17 protein-coding genes and 1 pseudogene are annotated in these 19,135 nt (G+C 63.9%); 17 read left to right on the forward strand and 1 reads right to left on the reverse strand.

The genetic code is table 11. From position 1 onward, the window contains the following. Window positions 1-191 precede the first annotated feature (191 nt). The 12 genes and pseudogenes from hfq to ABKF58_RS10185 all read left to right on the forward strand — a co-directional run bounded on the left by hfq (window position 192) and on the right by ABKF58_RS10185 (window position 12,630). A complete protein-coding gene (hfq, locus tag ABKF58_RS10130) occupies window positions 192-452 on the forward strand; it encodes an RNA chaperone Hfq (RefSeq protein WP_008955078.1) in 261 nt (86 codons plus the stop codon). Between the two features lie 126 nt (window positions 453-578). Beyond that, window positions 579-2,876 carry a GTPase HflX gene (gene hflX, locus ABKF58_RS10135; protein ID WP_482584357.1) on the forward strand — a complete coding sequence of 766 codons (2,298 nt, stop codon included), beginning with the start codon at window positions 579-581 and terminating at the stop codon, window positions 2,874-2,876. A 3-nt stretch (window positions 2,877-2,879) separates the two neighbouring features. Continuing rightward, a complete protein-coding gene (gene hflC / locus ABKF58_RS10140; protein ID WP_482584302.1) occupies window positions 2,880-3,761 on the forward strand; it encodes a protease modulator HflC in 882 nt (293 codons plus the stop codon). 100 nt (window positions 3,762-3,861) lie between these two features. Continuing rightward, on the forward strand, window positions 3,862-5,013 hold the full coding sequence (locus ABKF58_RS10145; RefSeq protein WP_482584303.1) for an ATP phosphoribosyltransferase regulatory subunit: 1,152 nt from the start codon (window positions 3,862-3,864) through the stop codon (window positions 5,011-5,013). Between the two features lie 34 nt (window positions 5,014-5,047). Beyond that, a complete protein-coding gene (locus tag ABKF58_RS10150) occupies window positions 5,048-6,343 on the forward strand; it encodes an adenylosuccinate synthase (RefSeq protein ID WP_482584304.1) in 1,296 nt (431 codons plus the stop codon). Window positions 6,344-6,918: 575 nt separating this feature from the next. Further along, window positions 6,919-7,331 (forward strand): annotated as a pseudogene (gene gspG / locus ABKF58_RS10155) (type II secretion system major pseudopilin GspG). Between the two features lie 11 nt (window positions 7,332-7,342). Then, window positions 7,343-8,533: a type II secretion system F family protein gene (locus tag ABKF58_RS10160; RefSeq protein WP_294867498.1), complete on the forward strand. Its 1,191-nt coding sequence runs from the start codon at window positions 7,343-7,345 to the stop codon at window positions 8,531-8,533. Then, complete coding sequence (locus ABKF58_RS10165; protein ID WP_482584305.1) at window positions 8,530-10,230, forward strand: GspE/PulE family protein; 1,701 nt, start codon at window positions 8,530-8,532, stop codon at window positions 10,228-10,230. The genes ABKF58_RS10160 and ABKF58_RS10165 overlap by 4 nt, the downstream gene beginning before the upstream one ends. Continuing rightward, window positions 10,211-11,032 carry a hypothetical protein gene (locus ABKF58_RS10170; protein WP_482584306.1) on the forward strand — a complete coding sequence of 274 codons (822 nt, stop codon included), beginning with the start codon at window positions 10,211-10,213 and terminating at the stop codon, window positions 11,030-11,032. Before ABKF58_RS10165 ends, ABKF58_RS10170 begins: the two co-directional genes overlap by 20 nt. Window positions 11,033-11,045: 13 nt before the next feature. Further along, window positions 11,046-11,576 carry a hypothetical protein gene (locus ABKF58_RS10175; RefSeq protein ID WP_008955088.1) on the forward strand — a complete coding sequence of 177 codons (531 nt, stop codon included), beginning with the start codon at window positions 11,046-11,048 and terminating at the stop codon, window positions 11,574-11,576. Continuing rightward, a complete protein-coding gene (locus tag ABKF58_RS10180; protein ID WP_482584307.1) occupies window positions 11,573-12,121 on the forward strand; it encodes a hypothetical protein in 549 nt (182 codons plus the stop codon). Before ABKF58_RS10175 ends, ABKF58_RS10180 begins: the two co-directional genes overlap by 4 nt. Window positions 12,122-12,123: 2 nt before the next feature. Further along, complete coding sequence (locus ABKF58_RS10185; protein ID WP_232503482.1) at window positions 12,124-12,630, forward strand: hypothetical protein; 507 nt, start codon at window positions 12,124-12,126, stop codon at window positions 12,628-12,630. Between the two features lie 5 nt (window positions 12,631-12,635). Here the strand turns inward: ABKF58_RS10185 and ABKF58_RS10190 are convergent, their stop codons facing one another. Next, window positions 12,636-12,965 carry a hypothetical protein gene (locus ABKF58_RS10190; RefSeq protein ID WP_482584308.1) on the reverse strand — a complete coding sequence of 110 codons (330 nt, stop codon included), beginning with the start codon at window positions 12,963-12,965 and terminating at the stop codon, window positions 12,636-12,638. Between ABKF58_RS10190 and ABKF58_RS10195 the strand changes: the two genes are divergently transcribed. From ABKF58_RS10195 to ABKF58_RS10215, 5 genes are all read left to right on the forward strand, one after another. Further along, a complete protein-coding gene (locus ABKF58_RS10195; protein WP_482584309.1) occupies window positions 12,964-14,502 on the forward strand; it encodes a secretin N-terminal domain-containing protein in 1,539 nt (512 codons plus the stop codon). The genes ABKF58_RS10190 and ABKF58_RS10195 overlap by 2 nt on opposite strands. Before the next feature lie 169 nt (window positions 14,503-14,671). Continuing rightward, window positions 14,672-15,181: a prepilin-type N-terminal cleavage/methylation domain-containing protein gene (locus tag ABKF58_RS10200; RefSeq protein ID WP_482584310.1), complete on the forward strand. Its 510-nt coding sequence runs from the start codon at window positions 14,672-14,674 to the stop codon at window positions 15,179-15,181. 137 nt (window positions 15,182-15,318) lie between these two features. Then, window positions 15,319-15,723, forward strand: coding sequence for a type II secretion system protein (locus ABKF58_RS10205; protein ID WP_482584311.1), 405 nt, complete (start codon window positions 15,319-15,321; stop codon window positions 15,721-15,723). A gap of 112 nt (window positions 15,724-15,835) precedes the next feature. Continuing rightward, entirely contained in the window at window positions 15,836-16,354 is a 519-nt protein-coding gene (locus tag ABKF58_RS10210) for a type II secretion system protein (protein WP_482584312.1), read from the forward strand. A 552-nt stretch (window positions 16,355-16,906) separates the two neighbouring features. Continuing rightward, on the forward strand, window positions 16,907-18,925 hold the full coding sequence (locus ABKF58_RS10215) for an Ig-like domain-containing protein (RefSeq protein WP_482584313.1): 2,019 nt from the start codon (window positions 16,907-16,909) through the stop codon (window positions 18,923-18,925). The last annotated feature ends 210 nt before the right edge of the window (window positions 18,926-19,135 follow it).

Genomic DNA, 19,135 nt, shown 5'->3' on the forward strand with positions numbered 1-19,135 from the left:
CGGGAGTCTCCGGCCTGAGAGGTGCCGAATAGTTTCCGGGCTGCGGCGGTGTTCACACCGCCGCGGCTCGCCTGTCTGTTGAAACTGGTTCGTAGTACGCCCGCCGCTTTTCTGCTAGAAAGATAGCTGGTTCTAGTGGTCGGGCTGATACAAGATTTTCAATACAACAATCATCGATTCGGAGAAAACGAATGAGCTCTAAAGGGCAAATGTTACAAGACCCGTTCCTGAACACCCTGCGCAAGGAACATGTGCCGGTGTCCATTTATCTGGTTAACGGTATCAAACTGCAAGGCCAGGTCGAGTCTTTTGACCAGTATGTGGTCCTCTTGAAAAACACGGTAACCCAGATGGTTTACAAGCATGCCATCTCCACCGTCGTGCCGGCCCGCCCGGTATCCATTCCGCACGAGCAGCCTGCTACTCAGAAGTCCGAGCAGCAAGACGCTTGATTGCTTACGCAAACCCCGAAAGGTTGGCCGGGTTCCCCATGAACGGGGGCCTTCCAGCCTTTCTTTTTGTGAGTCCGGTTATCTCAGGTGTTTGACCGTCCCGATTTAGGTGATCAGGCCATCATCGTGTGCCTGGATTTCGGTGACCCCGATTTCCAGGAAAACGTTGATGAGTGCGTCGATCTCGTCAAGAGTGCTGGCGTCGAAGTCATGGGTCTGATCCATGGCAAGCGCCAGCGTCCCGATGCGGCCCTCTTTGCAGGCAAGGGCAAGGTCGAGGAAATCGCGGCGCTGGTGCGCGCGACTTCGGCCAACGTGGTGATCTTCAACCATCAGCTCTCGCCCGGTCAGGAGCGCAACATCGAGCGCGTGCTGCAATGCCGGGTGATCGACCGCTCCAGTCTGATTCTGGACATCTTCGCCCAGCGCGCGCGCAGCCATGAGGGCAAACTGCAGGTCGAACTGGCGCAATTGTCGCATCTGGCGACACGACTGGTGCGCGGCTGGACCCACCTGGAGCGGCAGAAGGGCGGTATCGGCCTGCGCGGTCCGGGTGAAACCCAGCTGGAAACCGACCGCCGCTTGCTCGGCAACCGCGTGAAGCTGCTGAAAACGCGGCTGGAGCAGGTGCAGAAGCAGCGCAAGACGCAGCGCCGCGGGCGCCTTCGCAACGGCATCGCCTCGGTGTCGATCGTGGGCTACACCAACGCCGGCAAGTCGACGCTGTTCAACGCGCTGACCAAGGCCAAGAGCTACGCCGCCGACCAGCTGTTTGCAACGCTGGACACCACCAGCCGCAAGCTGTACCTGAACGAGCAGGCCTCGATCGTGGTGTCCGACACGGTGGGCTTCATCCGCGATCTGCCGCATACGCTGGTGGCAGCGTTCCGCGCCACGCTGGAAGAAACCGTGCAGGCCGATCTGTTGCTGCACGTGGTCGATTCGGCCAACCCGATGCGCGACATGCAGATCGAAGAGGTCAACCGCGTGCTGGAGGAAATCGGCGCCGACGAGATTCCACAGCTGATCGTCTGGAACAAGAGCGATCTGCGTGGACTGGAGCCGCTCATCGAGCGCGACGCCGACAACCTGCCGCAGGCGGTGCGGGTTTCGGCGCTGACCGGGGACGGCCTGGAACTCCTGCGCGAGGCTCTTGCTGAACGGGTGCAGCTGCTTGCCCCCCTCACCCTAGCGAAGATAGAAACAATAATGTCGCAGCATGATCCCAAGTGGGGACGGCGTCCGAACGACGGACCGCCGGACCTTGACGAACTGTTCCGTAAACTCAACCAGAAACTGGCCCGCCTGCTGGGGGCCAAGCCGTCCGGCAAGGCACCGGAGCCGCGCGCCGCGTTCAAGGGTGGCGTCGGCGCCGCATTGGGCGTGGTGGTGGCGCTGTGGCTGGCCAGCGGCTTTTACGTGGTGGATGCGCGCGAAGAGGGCGTGGTGCTGCGTCTGGGGCGTTATCACCACACCACTGAAGCGGGGCTGCAGTGGCACCTGCCGTACCCGTTCGAGAAGGTGGAGATCGTCAATCTGACCGAGGTGCGCAGCATCGAGGTGGGCTACCGCAGCAGCGCCAAGAACCGGGTGCCGGAAGAGTCGCTGATGCTGACCGAGGACCAGAACATCATCGATGTGCAGCTCTCGGTACAGTACGACGTGCGCGACGCCAGGGCGTTCCTGTTCAACAATGCCACCGGCGATCGCGACGCCAAGGACATCGTCAAGCAGGCCGCCGAGACCGCGATCCGCGAGATTGTCGGCCGCAACAAGGTCGACTTCGTGCTCAACGAGGGGCGCGCCCAGATCGCGGCGGAAACGCAGCGACTGATCCAGAGCGTGGTCGACCGCTACGCCCTGGGCGTGCACATCGCCAAGGTGAACATCAACGACGTGCAGCCGCCGGGAGAGGTGCAAGCGGCGTTCGAGGACGCGGTCAAGGCGGGCCAGGACAAGGACAAGCTGCGCAACGAGGGGCTGGCCTACGCCAACGACGTGGTGCCCAAGGCCGAGGGCCTGGCCGCTCGCCTGACCGAGGAGGCCGAAGCCTACAAGCAGCGCGTCGTGGCGCGCGCCGAGGGCGATGCCGCCCGCTTCAAGCAGGTGTTGTCCGAGTACAACAAGGCGCCCAAGGTCATGCGCGACCGGCTCTACTTCGACATGATGCAGCAGATCATGACCAGCAGCAGCAAGGTGCTGGTGGACCAGAAGGGGGGCAGCAACCTGCTTTACCTGCCGCTCGACAAGCTGATCCAGTCGACCGGACCGGGCAACGGTGCCGCGGCCGCTCCGGCCAGCCCGGCCCCCGCGGCGCCGGCGCCTTCCCGTGCCGAACCGAGCGCACCGCCTGCTGCGGCCACTCCGCCGCGGGAAGGACGGGATGTGACCCGGGGACGTGACATGTTCGGAGCGGAGCGCTAAGCGATGGAAAAAATGGTATCTGTAGTCGTGGCGATCGGCGGCCTGCTGTTGCTGGCCAGCCTGTCGCTGTTTACCGTTGACCAGCGCCAGTTCGCCCTGCTGTTCCAGTTTGGCGAAGTGGTGAAGATCGTTACGCAGCCGGGAATCCACTTCAAGGTGCCGCTGATGCAGGATGTGCGCTATTTCGACCGTCGGGTGCAGACCATCGACGCCGAGACGCCGGAACTGTTCAATACGCGCGAGAAGAAGAACGTGCTGGTCGACAGTTTCGTGAAGTGGCGCGTGATCAACGTCGAGCAGTTCTACAAGAGCGTCGGCGGCAACGAGGCGGCGGCCGTGGCGCGTCTGCGACAGACCATCAACGACGGCCTGCGCGCCGAATTCGGCCAGAAGACCGTTGCGGACGTCATTTCCGGGCAGCGTGACCAAGTCATGGAGGTTGTTCGCAAGCGTGCAGACGCGGATGCGCGTAAAATCGGCGTAGAAATTCTCGATGTGCGCTTAAAGCGCGTCGATTTTCCGGATAAAATCAGCAGTTCGGTCTACGACCGCATGCAGTCCGAGCGCCGCACCGTGGCCAGTCAGCTGCGCAGCGAGGGTGCCGCCGATGCCGAGCGCATCCGCGCCGAAGCCGACCGCAAGCGGGAGGTGACCCTGGCGGAAGCCTATAACAAGGCGCAGCAGGCCAAGGGCGAGGGTGATGCCAAGGCGGCGGCGATCTACGCCGAAGCCTACGGCAAGAACCCCGAGTTCTACGCCTTCTGGCGCAGCATGGATGCCTACAAGGAGTCGTTCAAGAACAAGAGCGACGTGCTGGTGCTGGATCCGTCCAGCGAGTTCTTCCGTTATCTGAAGAGCCCGCAGGTGGCCGGCAAGGCCAAATAACAATCTGACGATAATCGTGACCGGCCGAGATGTTTTCGGCCGGTTTGCTGACGGCAAGGCGGGGCAACCACCCCCGCCTTTTATTCTGTACTGAGTACTTATGCGTAACTGGCTGCTCCCCGAACATATTGCAGATATCCTGCCCGCCACCGCGCGCCAGGTCGAATCGGCCAAGGCTGCCATGCTGGAGCTGTTCCGCACGGCCGGCTACGAGCTGGTGTTGCCACCGCTGATCGAATACGCCGATGCCCTGGTGTCGGAAGGCGACAGCGCGCTGGATATCAAGACCTTCAAGCTGGACGATCATCTGTCCGGCCGCCAGCTCGGCCTGCGCGCCGACATTACCCCGCAGGTGGCGCGTATCGATGCCCATCTGCTGTCCAACCGCACCGGCGTCACCCGGCTGTGCTATGCCGGCAGCGTGGTGCACGCCCGCCCGAGCGGCCTGATGAGTTCGCGCGAGCCCTTGCAGGTCGGGGCCGAGCTGTACGGCTACGCCGGCATCGAGGCCGACCTCGAGATCATCGAGCTGATGCTGGCCACGCTGCGTCAGGTCGGGGTCGACAAGCTGCGCCTGGACGTCGGTCACATCGCCATCTTCCGCGGCCCGGCCGCGGCGGCAGGCCTCGCGGCCGAAGACACGCGCGAGCTGTTCGGTGCCTTGCAGTCCAAGGACATCGCCACGGTGCGCGAATTGGTGGCCGAGGTCGCCGAGCCGTACAAGAGCGCCTTCCTCGCCTTGCCGGAGCTGTATGGCCCGCGCCAGGTGCTCGACAAGGCCCGCACCCGGCTGCCGTCGCTGCCGGAAGTGGAGCTGGGGCTGATGCAGCTCACCGCGATCGCCAACGCGCTGGACGGGCAGGTGGAGCTGAGCTTCGATCTGGCCGAGTTGCGTGGCGATTTCTACCACACCGGCCTGATGTTTGCCGCCTACGCCCCCGGCTGGTCCGAGGCGCTGGCGCGCGGTGGACGTTACGACAACGTCGGCCGCAAGTTCGGCCGGGCTCGCCCGGCGACCGGCTTCAGTCTCGACCTGCGCGATCTGGTGCGCATCCTGCCCGAGCGCGACGCCGCGCAGGGCATCCGCGTGCAGGCGCGCGACCTGGCCGCCGCGCGTGACGCCGTGGCCGCGCTGCGTGCCGGCGGCGAGCGGGTCATCATCGATTACCTGGGGGAATCGGCCGTGGCGCTGGATTGCGACCGCGAGCTGGTCTTGGCCGCCGATGGCTGGCAGGTGGTTCCGTTTAACTGAGTTTTAGTGTTTGACAGAGAAGAGGTTCTTTCCAATGTCCAAGAACGTTGTCGTGATCGGTACCCAGTGGGGTGACGAAGGCAAGGGCAAGATCGTTGACTGGTTGACCGATCACGCCCGTGGCGTGGTGCGTTTCCAAGGTGGTCACAACGCCGGCCACACCCTGGTGGTGGGTGGCAAGAAGACCGTGCTGCGCCTGATCCCGTCCGGCATCCTGCGCGAAGGCGTGGACTGCTTCATCGGCAACGGCGTGGTGCTGTCGCCGGAGGCGCTGCTGAAGGAGATCGACGAGCTGGAAAGCGCCGGCATCGACGTGGCTTCGCGCCTGAAGATCGCCGAGAACTGCACGCTGATCATGCCGTACCACGTGGCACTGGACCAGGCGCGTGAAGCGGCCAAGGGCGCCGGCAAGATCGGCACCACCGGTCGCGGCATCGGCCCGGCCTACGAAGACAAGGTGGCGCGCCGCGCGCTGCGCGTGATCGACCTGTTCGATGCCGAGCTCTTCGCCGCCAAGCTGAAGGAAAACCTCGACTACTACAACTTCCAGCTGACCCAGTACTTCAAGTCCGAGCCGGTGGACTTCACGTCCACGCTGGAAACCACCATGCAGCTGGCCGAGCGCATCAAGCCGATGGTGGCCGACGTGTCGCGCACGCTGTACGAGCTGAACAAGGCCGACGTGCCGCTGCTGTTCGAGGGCGCCCAGGGCACGCTGCTCGACATCGACCATGGCACCTACCCGTTCGTGACCTCGTCCAACTGTGTGGCCGGTGCGGCCGCTCCGGGTGCCGGCGTGGCGCCGCAGATGCTCAACTACGTGCTGGGCATCGTCAAGGGCTACACCACCCGTGTCGGTTCCGGCCCGTTCCCGACCGAGCAGGAAAACGACATCGGCGCCTTCCTTGCCAAGCGCGGTAACGAGTTCGGCTCGGTGACCGGCCGTCCGCGTCGTTGCGGCTGGTTCGACGCCGCCGCGCTGAAGCGCTCGATCCAGATCAACGGCGTGTCCGGCCTGTGCGTGACCAAGCTCGACGTGATGGACGGCCTGGAAGAGATCCTGCTGTGCGTCGGTTACAAGATCGACGGCAAGGAAGTGGACATCCTGCCGTTCGGCTCGGAAGCCGTGGCCAAGTGCGAGCCGATCTACGAAACCATGCCGGGCTGGAGCGACTCCACCTTCGGTGTGAAGAAGTGGGAAGACCTGCCGGAAAACGCGCGCGCCTACCTGACCCGCATCGCCGAAATCTGCGAGGCGCCGGTCGACATCATCTCCACCGGCCCGGACCGCGAAGAGACCATCGTGATGCGTCACCCGTTCGGTCTGTAAGACTGTTGCGAGGTTGGCCGAAGAACGGACCCCACGGGGTCCGTTCTTGTATTTTCGACAAACCCCTTCTGCGAAACGGAAAGGGTTTGTCGTGTAACAGGAAGGCGGCGGATTGAATAACTGATCAGGAGCGGCCCGGCTTTGCCGGGTCCGGCAGAATCTGAACAAGGTACTTTGTCAGCCGCTTAAACGGACCCCACGGGGTCCGTTTTTTTTGCCCTCGTGTCGCCTTCCTGGCCGGCATTCGTCCCCGGTTGCGTTCCCGGGCCGGTTATTGTCGCCCCTGGCGGAGGCGGCGCACGGCTGAATCGGGTGGCGGCAGGGGCACGGCACTTTCTGTCAAATGAGTAAGGGCTATCCAACGTCATTTCTTTAAAAATGATTTAAATCACAATTCATCTATAGAAAAAAGTGAGGGGGGCACCTATAACGAGATCAATGTGGTTTCTGTCGTTAGTGTAGTAATAAATTGTGAAAACTTGGAGTGTCAGCAGCGAGGGGCGCTGAAAGATGCCCCAGGCTCCAAGACGGCTGGAAGGAGCGAGGGCGTGGAGGCAGAGCGGGTGTCCTGTGTTATGAAACACCGCCTGGAGCGAGGCTTTACCTTGCTGGAGCTGCTGGTGGTGATGGTGATCATCGGCCTGCTGGCGGGCTATGTCGCCCCGCGTTACTTCGCCCAGGTGGGCAAGGCGGAGGTCAAGACGGCGCGTGCGCAGATCGATGCGCTGGAGAAGGCCCTGGACCAATACCGCCTCGACACGGGCCATTATCCCTCTTCTGAACAGGGCCTGAATGCGCTCTATACCCGGCCCAGCGACGAGCCCAAATGGGAGGGGCCGTACTTGAAGAAGGGGTTCCGCTGGATCCGTGGGGCACTGCCTATCAGTACCGCAAGCCGGGTGAGCACGGTGAATACGATCTGTTCAGCTACGGCAAGGATGGGCAAGCCGGTGGCAGCGGCGAGGATGCTGACATCGGCAACTGGTAGGACGACAGCTCATGCGCTTCGAGATAAAAGCGGTCAAGAACAGTGGCGAGGTGACCTTACTGGCGCTGGAAGCCCTCAACGACGGCGAGGCCGTCAACCAGGTCAAGAGCCAGGGCTACACGGTGCTGGCGATCAAGCAGAAGTCGTCGTCTCTCGCCCTGCCGACGCTGAAACATAGCCGCTTCCAGCTATTGCTGTTTACCCAGGAACTGCTGTCGCTGCTGGAGGCCGGGCTGGCGCTGGTCGAGGCGATCGAAGCGCTCAACGAGAAGGAGCCGCGGCCGGAATCGCGCCGGGTGCTGGAGCGTCTGATCCAGCGCCTGTACGAAGGCCAGACCTTGTCGGTGGCGTTGCAGCAGTTCCCCGACATCTTTCCGCCGCTCTATCTGGCCACGGTACGAGCCAGTGAAAAGACCGGCGATCTGGAAGACGCGCTGGGTCGTTACGTGGCGTACCAGACGCAGGCCGACCTGGTGCGCAAGAAAATGATCAACGCGTCCATCTACCCCGGCTTGCTGATCACCGTCGGCTGCCTGGTGCTGGTATTCCTGCTGTCCTATGTAGTGCCGCGCTTCGCTCACGTCTACGAGGCGATGGGTACCGAACTGCCGCTGTTCTCCCGCTTGCTGCTGGCTTGGGGGCAACTGATCGAAGCCCATGCCATCACCCTGTTGCTGGCGCTGCTCGCCGTGCTGGGGGGGAGCGTGTACCTGTTCTCGCTGGCGGGGGTGAAGCGCTGGATCGGCACGACGCTGTGGAAGATTCCCGCCGTCGGCCAGCGCATGCGGATTTACCAGTTGGCCCGCTTCTACCGCATGTTGGGCATGCTGCTGACCGGCGGGACGCCGGTGGTGCAGGCGCTGGGGATGGTGTCCGGTCTGCTGCAGGCCTCGCTGCGCGAACAGTTGCTGCAGGCCGCCCGCGACATCCGCGAGGGACGCTCGATTTCCCTCGCCATGAGCAGCAACGGCCTGACCACCTCGGTGGCGCTGCGCATGCTGCGGGTGGGCGAACGCACCGGTCAGATGGGCGGCATGATGGAGCGCATCGCCAGTTTCTACGAAGAGGAAATGGCGCAGGCGGTGGAACGCTTCACGCGCCTGTTCGAGCCGGCGCTGATGGCCTTTATCGGGCTGGTGATCGGCGGAGTCGTCATCCTGATGTACCTGCCGATATTCGAGCTGGCCGGGAGTATCCAATGAGCAGCGATCTGTCCCCCATGCCGGAGGCGCCGGCCCGCTTCACGCCCGAACAGCTGCAGCAGGCCCGCGAGGAGGCGCGCCGTCGCGAGCGTTCCGCGCTGGACGTGCTGGAAGAGCACTCCGGCCTGACCCATGAACACTTCGTGCTGAGTCTGGCCGAGACCTTCCGTTATCCGGCCCTGACCATGGCCGATCTCGATGCCCTGCAGCCGGCGTTCGACGTCATTCCCTACGCCGAGGCGGTGCGTCACGAGTGCCTGGCGTGTCGCGACGGCGAGGGCGATCTGCTGGTGCTGTTCGCCGACCCGCTCAACGCCGATCTGCAGGCCTGGGCCGACCACGTCGTCGCTCGTCCGGCGCGCTGGTGTCTGGTGCATCGGACCGACCTGAGCGCCTTCCTGACGCGCCAGGAGGCGTCGTGGCGGGCGGTGGACGTGTTGCTGGCCGGCGGAGCCGACCAGGCCGCCGCGACCTCCCTGGTGGAGGACATTTCCTACAAGTCGATCAGTGAAGACACCAGCCAGGTGGTCAAGCTGGTGCACTCCATCATCTACGACGCCCTGAAGGTGGGGGCCAGCGATATCCACCTCGAGAGCGACGGCGCGGGGCTGGTGATGAAGTACCGCATCGACGGCGTGCTGGACGCCGTCGGCAGCCTGAACGGCATCGATCTGGCCGAGCAGGTGGTGTCGCGCGTCAAGGTGATGTCCGATCTCGATATCGCCGAGCGGCGCGTGCCGCAAGACGGCCGCTTCAAGATCGCCATCCAGGGACGCGAAGTGGATTTCCGCGTCTCGATCATGCCCAGCATCTTCGGCGAGGACGCCGTGCTGCGCATCCTGGACCGGCGCGCTCTGACCACCCAGCTGCAAGGGCTGCGGCTCGACAACCTGGGCTTCGACGCCGCGTCCATCGAGGAAGTCCGCCGCTACATCCAGGACCCCTACGGCATGGTGCTGGTGACCGGACCGACCGGGAGCGGCAAGACCACCACGCTGTACGCGGCGGTGACCGAAATCAACACCGGGCACGACAAGATCGTCACCATCGAGGACCCGGTCGAGTACCAGCTGTCCGGGGTGCTGCAGATCCAGGTCAACGAGAAGAAGGGGCTGACATTTGCCCGTGGCCTGCGTTCCATCCTGCGGCACGATCCGGACAAGATCCTGGTGGGCGAAATCCGCGATACCGAGACCGCGCAGATCGCGGTGCAGGCGGCGCTGACCGGCCACCTGGTGTTCACCACGGTGCACGCCAACAACGTGTTCGACGTGATCGGGCGCTTCGTTCATATGGGGGTCGATCCCTACAGCTTCGTTTCGGCGCTGAACTGCATCTTCGCCCAGCGCCTGGTGCGGCTGAACTGCCCGTACTGTTCCCAGGCGGATCAACCCGACGCCCAGCTGGTGGCGGCTTCCGGCCTGTCGCCCGAGCTGGCGGCGACGATCGAGTTCCGCCGCGGCCGCGGTTGCGGCCACTGCCGCGGCTCCGGCTACAAGGGCCGCAAGGCGATCGGCGAGATGCTGCGCCTGACCGACGAGATCCGCGAGCTGATCGTGGCACGCGAGCCGATACGGCACATCAAGGAGGTGGCGCGCCGCAACGGCACGCGCTTTCTGCGTCAGGCCGCGGTCGAGCTGGTGAAGCGCGGGGAAACCACTTTACAGGAAATCAACCGTGTTACTTTCGTTGAATGACCGGGTCAAGATGGCGCTGTGTCCGGACCGGGTGATCCTGATGCGGTTTTCCCATGGACTGCGTCCGCACCTGCTCGACAAGTGCATCGTGCCTTGTCCGGAGGCGGAGGCCGCGTCGGGCTGGCAAGCGGCGGTCGCGGTGTTGCGCGAGGCGCTGAAGGCGCCGGAGTGGCAGAAGGCGACGGCGACGCTGGTGATCTCCAACCACTTTGTGCGTTATCTGCTGATTCCCTGGAACGACCAGCTGAGCTCGGACGAAGAGTGGCGGGCGATGGTGCACCATTGTTTCCGCCAGGTCTACGGCGACGAGGCGGAGCGCTGGGAGTGCCGCTGGAGCGGCGGCGGCTTCGGCACGCCGCTGATCGCCAGCGCCATCGACCCGGAGCTGCTGCTGGCCCTGCATCAGGTGGCGCAGGAGAGCGGGGTGAAGCTGGACTCGGTACAGCCCTACCTGATGGCCGCCTTCAATCACTGGCGCCGCCGCATGGTCAGCGACAGCGGCTGCTTCCTGCTGACCGAGCCGGGGCGCATCGGGCTGGCCTGTTTCCACGATGGCCAGTGGGGCGGGCTGGTGTTCGAGCCCCTGCCGCCCACCGACGCCGCCACCGTGCTTCCCGAGTTGCTGCAGCGCATGTTGCTGCGCCTCGAGACGGGGGGGCACCACACGACATCTTCGCCTTCGCGGCCGAGGTGCCCGAGGCGGCGTGGCCGCAGACGGACGGGACGACCATCCGCTTGCTGCCACTGGAACCCCTGCCCGGACTGCCGCCGGAGGCCGGCGCCGAGTACGCCATGGCGCTGATGGGAGAGTGAACATGCACACGATCGAGCTGGACTATGTGCGCAAGCATGAAAAGCTCGCCGGCAAGGCCCTGCTGATGGTGCTGGCGGCGCTGTTGGTGCTGCTGCTGAGCGCCTGGTATTACCTCTCCGTCTCGCACGAGGTGGAGCGCCGGGCACAGCGGGTGGCCGACAACCGGCACACCCTGCAGCGGCTGCAGCCGGCGCGCGAGCGCCCGCGCGACAAGGGCCTCGATCAGGCGATCAACCAGGCCAACGCGGTCTGGCAGAGCCTGAACCAGCCCTGGCCGGCGTTGTTTTCCGCGCTGGAGCAGAGCAAGACCGACGACGTGGCGCTGCTGGCGGTCGAGCCCGATCCGCTCAAGCACAGCGTGCGCATCACCGCCGAGGTGAAGAAGCGCGAGGCGATGCTGAGCTACATCGAACGGCTGGAACAGCAGCCGGGGCTGGGCAGCGTGGTGCTGCTGGAGCATCACATCAATCAGCAGGATAACGAGAAGCCGTTCCGCTTCTCGGTGCTGGCGGCGTGGAAGCCCGAGCCATGAACACCCTGCTGCCACGCCTGCGTTACACCTTGCGGCAGCTGGGCTGGCCGGGTGCGCTATTGCTGGTCACCGTGCTGGGGGCGGGGCTGTTTCACCTCACCGTGACGCTGCCGCTGCAGCAGCGCGAGGCCGCCTTGCTGCAGCAAGGCCAGGAGCAGGAGCGCGACATCGCCCGGTTGCGCCAGGCGGCGCGCAAGCCCGAGCTCGGCCCGGAGCTGCGCCTGGCCCGTTTCTACCAGTCGTTCCCGCCGCGCGAGAGCGCGCCGGTCTGGCTGGAGAAGATCTATGCCGCCGCCGAGGCGCAGTCGCTGGTGTTGCCCAAGGGCGAGTACAAGATCTCCCCGGACAAGAGCGGCCGCTTGTGGCGCTACGAGATCAGCCTGCCGGTGAGCGGTTCGTATACCCGCTTGCGGGCGTTCCTGGCCCAGGTGCTAGAGGACAATCCGGCGGCGGTGCTGGCCGACCTGCGCCTGAGGCGCGAGAACATCGGCCAGGAGCAGCTGGACGCCACGGTCCGCCTGGTGGTGCTGCTACGGGGGGCATGAGCATGCTGTCGCAACGACAACGCTGGGCATTGCTGGGCGGGGCGCTGGCGCTCACCCTGCTGCTGGCCGTGTGGCCGGATGGCGGCGACGAGGGCTCCCGCGCGGTGGTCGGGGTCGAGCCGCGCAGCCATGCCGGCGCCAAGCCGCAGGATCAGGCGCCGGTGCTGCTGGCCATGAGCATCGACACGCTGCAGCGCAGCGCGGGCGCGGAGGGCGAGGACAAGGAGGTGAAGAATATCTTTGCCCGCCAGACCTGGTTCGTGCCGCCGCCGCCGCCCAAGCCGGCGCCGCCCGCGCCACCGCCCTTGCCGTTCAGCTATCTGGGCAAGGTGATCGACGGCAATCAGGTCACGGTGTTCGTGACGCAGGGGGATCGTAACCTGGCACTGAAAACGGGGGACGTCGTCGACGGGGTTTACCGGGTGGACAACATCGCGCCACCGACGATGACGTTCACTTTCCTGCCGCTGAGCATGCAGCAATCCCTGGAAATAGGGGGAGCAAATTGAAACGCTTACTCTTTCTCATGCTGGTCGCCCTGTCTGTCCTGGCCGGGTGCGCCAGCAACAAGTCCTTCGTCGAAGGCAAGCGGATGTTGGCCGAAGGCAAGGTGGAAGAAGGTTTCGCCCAGCTGGAGCAGGCGGTCAAGGAATCCCCCACCAATGCCGAATACAAGGCCTACCTGTTCAGCCAGCGCGAGCGTACCGTCAACCAGTGGCTGGCGCAGGCGGTGACGGCGCAGCTGAACGGCAACTTCGACGAGGCCGAGGCCGGCTATCGCCGCATCCTCAAGATCGACCCATATAACCAGCGCGCCAACTCCGGGCTGGACAGCCTCGGCCATGGACCGTCGCCACAGCAAGCTGCTGGACGACGCCCGGGCCCTGCAGCAGAAGGGGGCGGTGGATCAGGCCATGGCGCTGGTGGGGCAGGTGCTGGCCGACAATCCGCGCCACCGCGAGGCCAGGATTCTGCAGCGCAAGCTCAACGAGGCGAAGCCGCGCGACACGCTGGCCAGCCCGCAGCTCAAGTCGGCGCTGTCGCGGCCGATCACGCTGGAGTTCCGCGATGCGGCGCTGAAGGCGGTGTTCGAGGTGATTTCGCGCACCTCCGGCATCAACTTCGTGTTCGACAAGGACGTGCGGCCCGATCTCAAGGCCACCATCTTCGTGCGCAACAGCACCATCGAGGACGCCATCCAGCTGCTCTTGGTGACCAATCAGCTCGACCGGCGCGTCCTCAACGACAACACCATCATGGTGTACCCCAACAATCCGGCGAAGCAGAAGGATTACCAGGAGCTGGTGATCAAGAATTTCTATCTCGCCAACGCCGAGGCCAAGGACACCGCCAACCTGATTCGCGCCCTGCTCAAGACGCGCGACGTGTTCGTCGACGACAAGCGCAACCTGGTGGTGATGCGCGACACGCCGGAGGCGGTCAAGGTGGCCGAACGGCTGATCGCCTCGCAGGACCTGGCCGAGCCGGAGGCGATCCTGGATGTCGAGGTGGTCGAGGTCAACCGGGCGCGTCTGCAGAGCCTGGGGATCGATTGGCCGAGCCAGGTGGGGTATGGCCTGTTGAACGGCGGCACCAGCACGCAGACCGGCACCGTGACCAACCCGACGACCGGTGCCGTCACGCCGATCGTCACGCCGGGGGTGGCGGCGACGGTGGCCAGCGGGGTGATCAACCTGCGCAACAATCCGCTCGGCCTGACCACGTTCATCGCCAACCCGGCCCTGGTGCTCCACTTGCAGGCCCAGGATACCGACGCCAACGTGCTGGCCAACCCGCGCATCCGCGTCAAGAACCATGAAAAGGCCAAGATCCACATCGGCGACAAGGTGCCGGTGTTCACCAGTACCGCCGTGGTCAACGCCGGTATCGCGCAGTCGGTGTCCTATCTCGATGTCGGGGTCAAACTGGAGGTGAAACCGAGCATCGGCCTGGACGACGACGTGACCATCGACGTCGGGCTGGAAGTCAGCAGCATCGTCAAGCAGGTGGACTTTGGCACCAGCACCGCCTATCAGATCGGCTCGCGCGCCGCCGATACCACGCTGCGCCTGCGCGATGGCGAAACCCAGGTGCTGGCCGGGCTGATCCAGGACGAGGACCGCCGCTCCATCACCAAGATTCCGGGGCTGGGCGATCTCCCCATCGTGGGGCGCCTGTTCTCCAGCAACAACGACACCCGTTCCAAGTCCGAAATCGTGCTGCTGATCACCCCGCATATCGTGCATAACCTGGACCTGCCCGACCGGCAGATTTCGGAATTCCGCGCCGGTACCGAAAGCAGCATCGGCGGCATGGGGGCGGTAGTGGGGGGGAGCACCCACGAGCGCACCATCTCCCGTGGTTCCGGGCGTACCGGCTGAAGCCCCGGCTGCGCCGGCCGCTCCGGCTCCGACGGCGCCGAGCGCGCCGAGCGCGCCGGCCATGGTGCCGATACCCGGCATCGTGCCGTATCAATCGGCGCCGCCCAGCCAGCCAGCGGCCCCGGCCGCACCGGCCAAGTAAGCGTGGCGGGCGGAGGAGGGCGATGAGGTGACACCGATCCAGCCATCGCGCCGCACTCGTCTCGGCAGCGGCGGGTTCACGCTGATCGAGATGATGGTGACGGTCGCCATCGTCGCCCTGCTGGCCAGCGTCGCCGTGCCGATGGCCGAACTCGCGGTACAGCGCGAGAAAGAGCAGGAACTGCGTCTGGCCCTGACCCAGATTCGGGAGGCCATCGACGCCTACAAGAAGGCGGTGGACGAGGGGCGTATCCCCAAGGCGGCCGACGAGTCCGGCTACCCGAAGACGCTGGAGATCCTGGTGGAGGGGGTGCCCGACCCCAAGGACCCCGACAAGAAGAAAATGTTCTACTTCCTGCGCCGCATTCCGCGCGACCCGATGGCCCGCGACGATGCCCTGGTCGCCGCCGCCGATACCTGGGGCAAGCGCAGTTACGCCAGCCCCGCCGACGCGCCGGAAGAGGGCGACGATGTCTACGATGTCTACTCGAAGACGGAGGCGCGCGGGCTGAACGGCATTCCCTACCGGCAATGGTGACGCGACCCCTCGGCGTTGCCGCCGCTCGGGCAAGGGCGTCGGGCCGGTGCGCGGGGAGCGACCGGGTGGACGACAAACTCTGCGGTGCGGCGCCAGCCCTGGCTGACGCCACGCCATCGACAAGCTGGGTGCATGGGATGAAACAGGACAAGCGATGCGGTGGGCGCCGGCGTTATCGACGCGGCTTCACTCTGATCGAATTGATGGTGGTGATGAGCATCATCGCCCTGCTGCTGACCATTGCCGTGCCGCGCTACCTGAGCAGCCTGGAGCGCTCCAAGGAAGCGGTGCTGCACAGCGACCTGACCACCCTGCGCGAAGCCATCGACAAGTACTACGGCGACCGCGCCAAGTACCCCGATACCCTCGACGAGCTGGTGTCCAGCAAATACCTGCGCAACCTGCCCAAAGACCCGTTCACCGACAGCCAGACGACCTGGGTCGTGGTGCCCCCGGACGATCCGTCCAAGGGCGCGGTGTACGACGTGAAGAGCGGTGCCCCCGGCAAGGGGCAGGACGGCACGGCGTATAGCGAGTGGTAGTCATGGCGAGGCGCAACAGCATGGCGCAAGGTTGGCCGAAGAACGGTTCCCGGGCCAGGGGAGGGGGACGGCAGGCCGGCACCGGGCGGGTTTCACCTACCTGGGCGTACTGATGCTGGTCGCCATCATGGGGGCCTTGCTGGCCGCCACCGGCGAGGTCTGGTCCACCGTGATCCGGCGCCAGAAAGAGCAGCAGTTGCTGTTCGTCGGCCACCAGTTCCGCGACGCCATCCGCCAGTATTACGAGCGCTCTCCCGGCGGGGTGAAGCGCTACCCGCGCACCCTCGACGACCTGCTGCTGGACAAGCGCTATCCCACCACCCAGCGCTATCTGCGCAAGATTTACTTCGACCCGGTGACCGGCAAGCAGGAATGGGGGCTGCTCAAGGCGCCGGACGAAGGCATCGCCGGGGTCTATAGCCCGGCGCGCGGCACTCCGATCAAGGTGGACAACTTCACGGCGCCGGATGCCGCCTTCAAGGGCGCGCAGCGCTATTCCCGCTGGCAATTCAGCTATCAGCTGGTGCAGCCGGGTAGTGCCAACGGCAGCCAAAATACCCCGTCGACATCCGACGCGCAGGACAGCGAGGACGCGTCGGACGATCAGACCCAGGCGCCCGCCGGGCAGTGAATTCAAGGCTTCCAGACCGTATCGCCGCGCACCGCCGCCCTCGCGCCAGCTGTTCATCGGCCTAGCTCATCATCATCTTCCCTCCGGTTTCGAACCATTTGGCGAGCGTTGTAAATACCCCATAGTTTTGCCGTAACTGGCCGTGTTTTATCTTATTTTGTTAATGACATATTCTTAATTAAAACAAAGGCATAGTGAGTCTGTTTTATCTGGCGGCGAGGCCGGGAAACGGCCTCGGCAACCCGGTTTTGGTGTGTATAGTGAGGGCCTGATCTATTAGAAATCAGGGAAAAATCACTGGCGATGTCCGGTTCCAGGGCATTCGCAATGACTTGACTGATAGCGTTTTGGCGCACACCAGGCTCTCTTTATAAAAACAGGAGCCAAGGCAATAAATAAGGTGTGGCCGCAGCAAGAAGCGATCGCTGCTCAGTCATTTCCTCAGGGGGGCCAAAGGGGGTCACGTTCCTGTACAGGAAAGGGCGGGTTCGTCTTGTTCGCATTCGGGTCGGGTTGGCAGGTGAGTTTCCCAGACAATGAGAAAGGAACCTCATGTTTGGAACTGCCGCCGCGAACTGCGGCCAAAGGGGCTTGTTTACCCGCGTCATGCCGGGACTGCTGTTGGGCCTGGCGCTGCTGGCTTCTGGCCCAAGCCTTGCCCAATCAACCAACACCACCTCTCAAAATCAGGTTGCTGCAACAACCGGTTCGGCCGTCGAACGCGAAGGTGTGCTCGAAGTGATCCACTGGGATAACCTCGACAAAACCAGCTCCTTCAAACGTTACCTGCGCACCAACGACGGCAAGCGTTTTGAGCTGAAATTCAAGAAGCATGCCCCGTCCCATCTGACCGGCACCAGAATCAAGGTGAGAGGGATGCAAAGTGGTAACGTACTGGCGCTTGATTCCAGCACCAGTTCCTATCAGGTCCTTGCGATGCCCGCGCCCAACGCGGTTGGTGCACAGAACACGGCAGTGCTGCTGGTCAATTTCACTGACAATACCACTCAGCCATTTACCACGACCCAGGTCAACAGCACGGTATTCGGCTCGGCCAACAACTATTTCAAAGAAAACTCCAGCCAACAGACCTGGCTGACGGGGAGCGTGTACGGGTGGCTCACCCTCCCGATGACGCAAACCTGCAGTTACTACAATATTGCCACTGCGGCTAATACCGCTGCGGCCAATGCGGGGATCGATCTCTCCCCGTACACCCGCTTCGTTTACATCTTCCCCTACAACAGTACCTGCGGCTGGAGCGGCATGGGGACGGTCGGTGGCTCTCCTTCCGATGCGTGGTTGAATGGCCGTTTGGCCACAACGGCGGTAACCCACGAAATGGGCCACAATCTTGGCCTGTATCATTCCCACTCTATGGAGTGTGGCGCGACCAGTATCGGCAGCAGTTGCACTAGCAGTGAATATGGAGACCCTTTCGATGTGATGGGGGCTCCGGCCGGGACCGCCCACTACAATGCCTTTCAGAAGGAACGGCTTGGCTGGTTGAACTACGGCACCTCGCCGACAATCACGACGGTGAGCAGCTCCGGCACCTATGCGATTGAACCATATGAAACCAGTACCACCGGCGCCAAGGCGCTGAAGATTCTGAAGAGCACCGATCCGACTACGGGATACAAGACATGGTATTACGTCGAACTCAGGCAGGCGCTGGGGCAAGATACCTATCTCTCCAGCTATCCCAATGTGGTCAGCGGTGTGCTGGTCCATACGGGGGCCGATGGCGATGGCAACAGCAGTTACCTGCTCGACATGACGCCGAACAGTTCGACCAACGACTGGATTGACCCGGCCTTGACGGCGGGCCAAAGCTTTACCGACAGCACGGCCGGCATCACCGTCACCGTCCAGTCGGTGAGTTCCACTGGCGCCAGTGTGAGTGTGAGCCTGGCAGGCCAAACGGTATCGACGCCGACCTGTACCCACGCCAACCCGACTGTCAGCCTGTCTCCCGGGCAAAGTCCCACGGTAACTCCGGGCACGGCGGTAACGTATACCTTGAGCGTCACCAATACGGACTCAAGTGCTTGCCCCAGCTCTCAGTTCAACTTGAGCTCGGTGGTTCCGTCCGGCTGGTCGGCAAGTTCCACTAGCTCGGTATTGAGCTTGGCTCCCGGGGGCAGCGGCAGCACCTCGGTCGTGGTGACGTCGCCCTCGACCGCCACGACCGGTTACTACGGGGTGAGCTCGACGGCCACCAATGGCTCCGCCACCAGCTATAAGGCATCGGCTTCAGCAACCTACGCACTCGCGACAAGCTCGACTACTACCACCCAGCCGCCGGTGGCGGTGAATGACAGTGCGACAACCAAAGTAGCCTTGCCGGTGAATATTCCCGTGCTGGCCAATGATTCAGATCCGGCCGGCAAGAAACTGACGGTCACCGCCGTCGGTGCTGCCGCACATGGGAAAGCAGTCATCAATGCCGACGGCACCGTGACGTACTCGCCCAACGGCAAATACAAGGGCAGCGACAGTTTCAGCTATACCATCAGCGACAGCAGCAGCACCGCCTCTGCCATGGTATCGATCCAGATCAGCCGCTAGACGAACAAGGGGGCAACCTGCCAAGCCGATCATGGGCATAGCAAGGTTGATTAGAAGGCCCGGCGCAAGCCGGGCTTTTTTCTTTCGGTCGCTGTCCCCAGCGTGCCGCTCATGCTCGGCAAGCCGGATGTGATGTCGGGTGATGGGGGCAAGAAAACGGCTAGTCGTGAAAAAGCCCGGCCGAAGCCGGGCTTTCGTAAGGTGCCAAAG

It is taken from the genome of Pseudogulbenkiania sp. AW2-16 (assembly GCF_056824575.1).

Coding starts and splice junctions, on each gene's coding strand:
- hfq (WP_008955078.1), top strand. CDS start 192: ATGAGCTCTAAAGGGCAAATGTTACAAGACCCGTTCCTGAACACCCTG.
- hflC (WP_482584302.1), top strand. CDS start 2,880: ATGGAAAAAATGGTATCTGTAGTCGTGGCGATCGGCGGCCTGCTGTTG.
- ABKF58_RS10145 (WP_482584303.1), top strand. CDS start 3,862: ATGCGTAACTGGCTGCTCCCCGAACATATTGCAGATATCCTGCCCGCC.
- ABKF58_RS10150 (WP_482584304.1), top strand. CDS start 5,048: ATGTCCAAGAACGTTGTCGTGATCGGTACCCAGTGGGGTGACGAAGGC.
- ABKF58_RS10160 (WP_294867498.1), top strand. CDS start 7,343: ATGCGCTTCGAGATAAAAGCGGTCAAGAACAGTGGCGAGGTGACCTTA.
- ABKF58_RS10165 (WP_482584305.1), top strand. CDS start 8,530: ATGAGCAGCGATCTGTCCCCCATGCCGGAGGCGCCGGCCCGCTTCACG.
- ABKF58_RS10175 (WP_008955088.1), top strand. CDS start 11,046: ATGCACACGATCGAGCTGGACTATGTGCGCAAGCATGAAAAGCTCGCC.
- ABKF58_RS10180 (WP_482584307.1), top strand. CDS start 11,573: ATGAACACCCTGCTGCCACGCCTGCGTTACACCTTGCGGCAGCTGGGC.
- ABKF58_RS10185 (WP_232503482.1), top strand. CDS start 12,124: ATGCTGTCGCAACGACAACGCTGGGCATTGCTGGGCGGGGCGCTGGCG.
- ABKF58_RS10195 (WP_482584309.1), top strand. CDS start 12,964: ATGGACCGTCGCCACAGCAAGCTGCTGGACGACGCCCGGGCCCTGCAG.
- ABKF58_RS10190 (WP_482584308.1), bottom strand. CDS start 12,965: ATGGCCGAGGCTGTCCAGCCCGGAGTTGGCGCGCTGGTTATATGGGTC.
- ABKF58_RS10205 (WP_482584311.1), top strand. CDS start 15,319: ATGAAACAGGACAAGCGATGCGGTGGGCGCCGGCGTTATCGACGCGGC.
- ABKF58_RS10210 (WP_482584312.1), top strand. CDS start 15,836: ATGCTGGTCGCCATCATGGGGGCCTTGCTGGCCGCCACCGGCGAGGTC.
- ABKF58_RS10215 (WP_482584313.1), top strand. CDS start 16,907: ATGTTTGGAACTGCCGCCGCGAACTGCGGCCAAAGGGGCTTGTTTACC.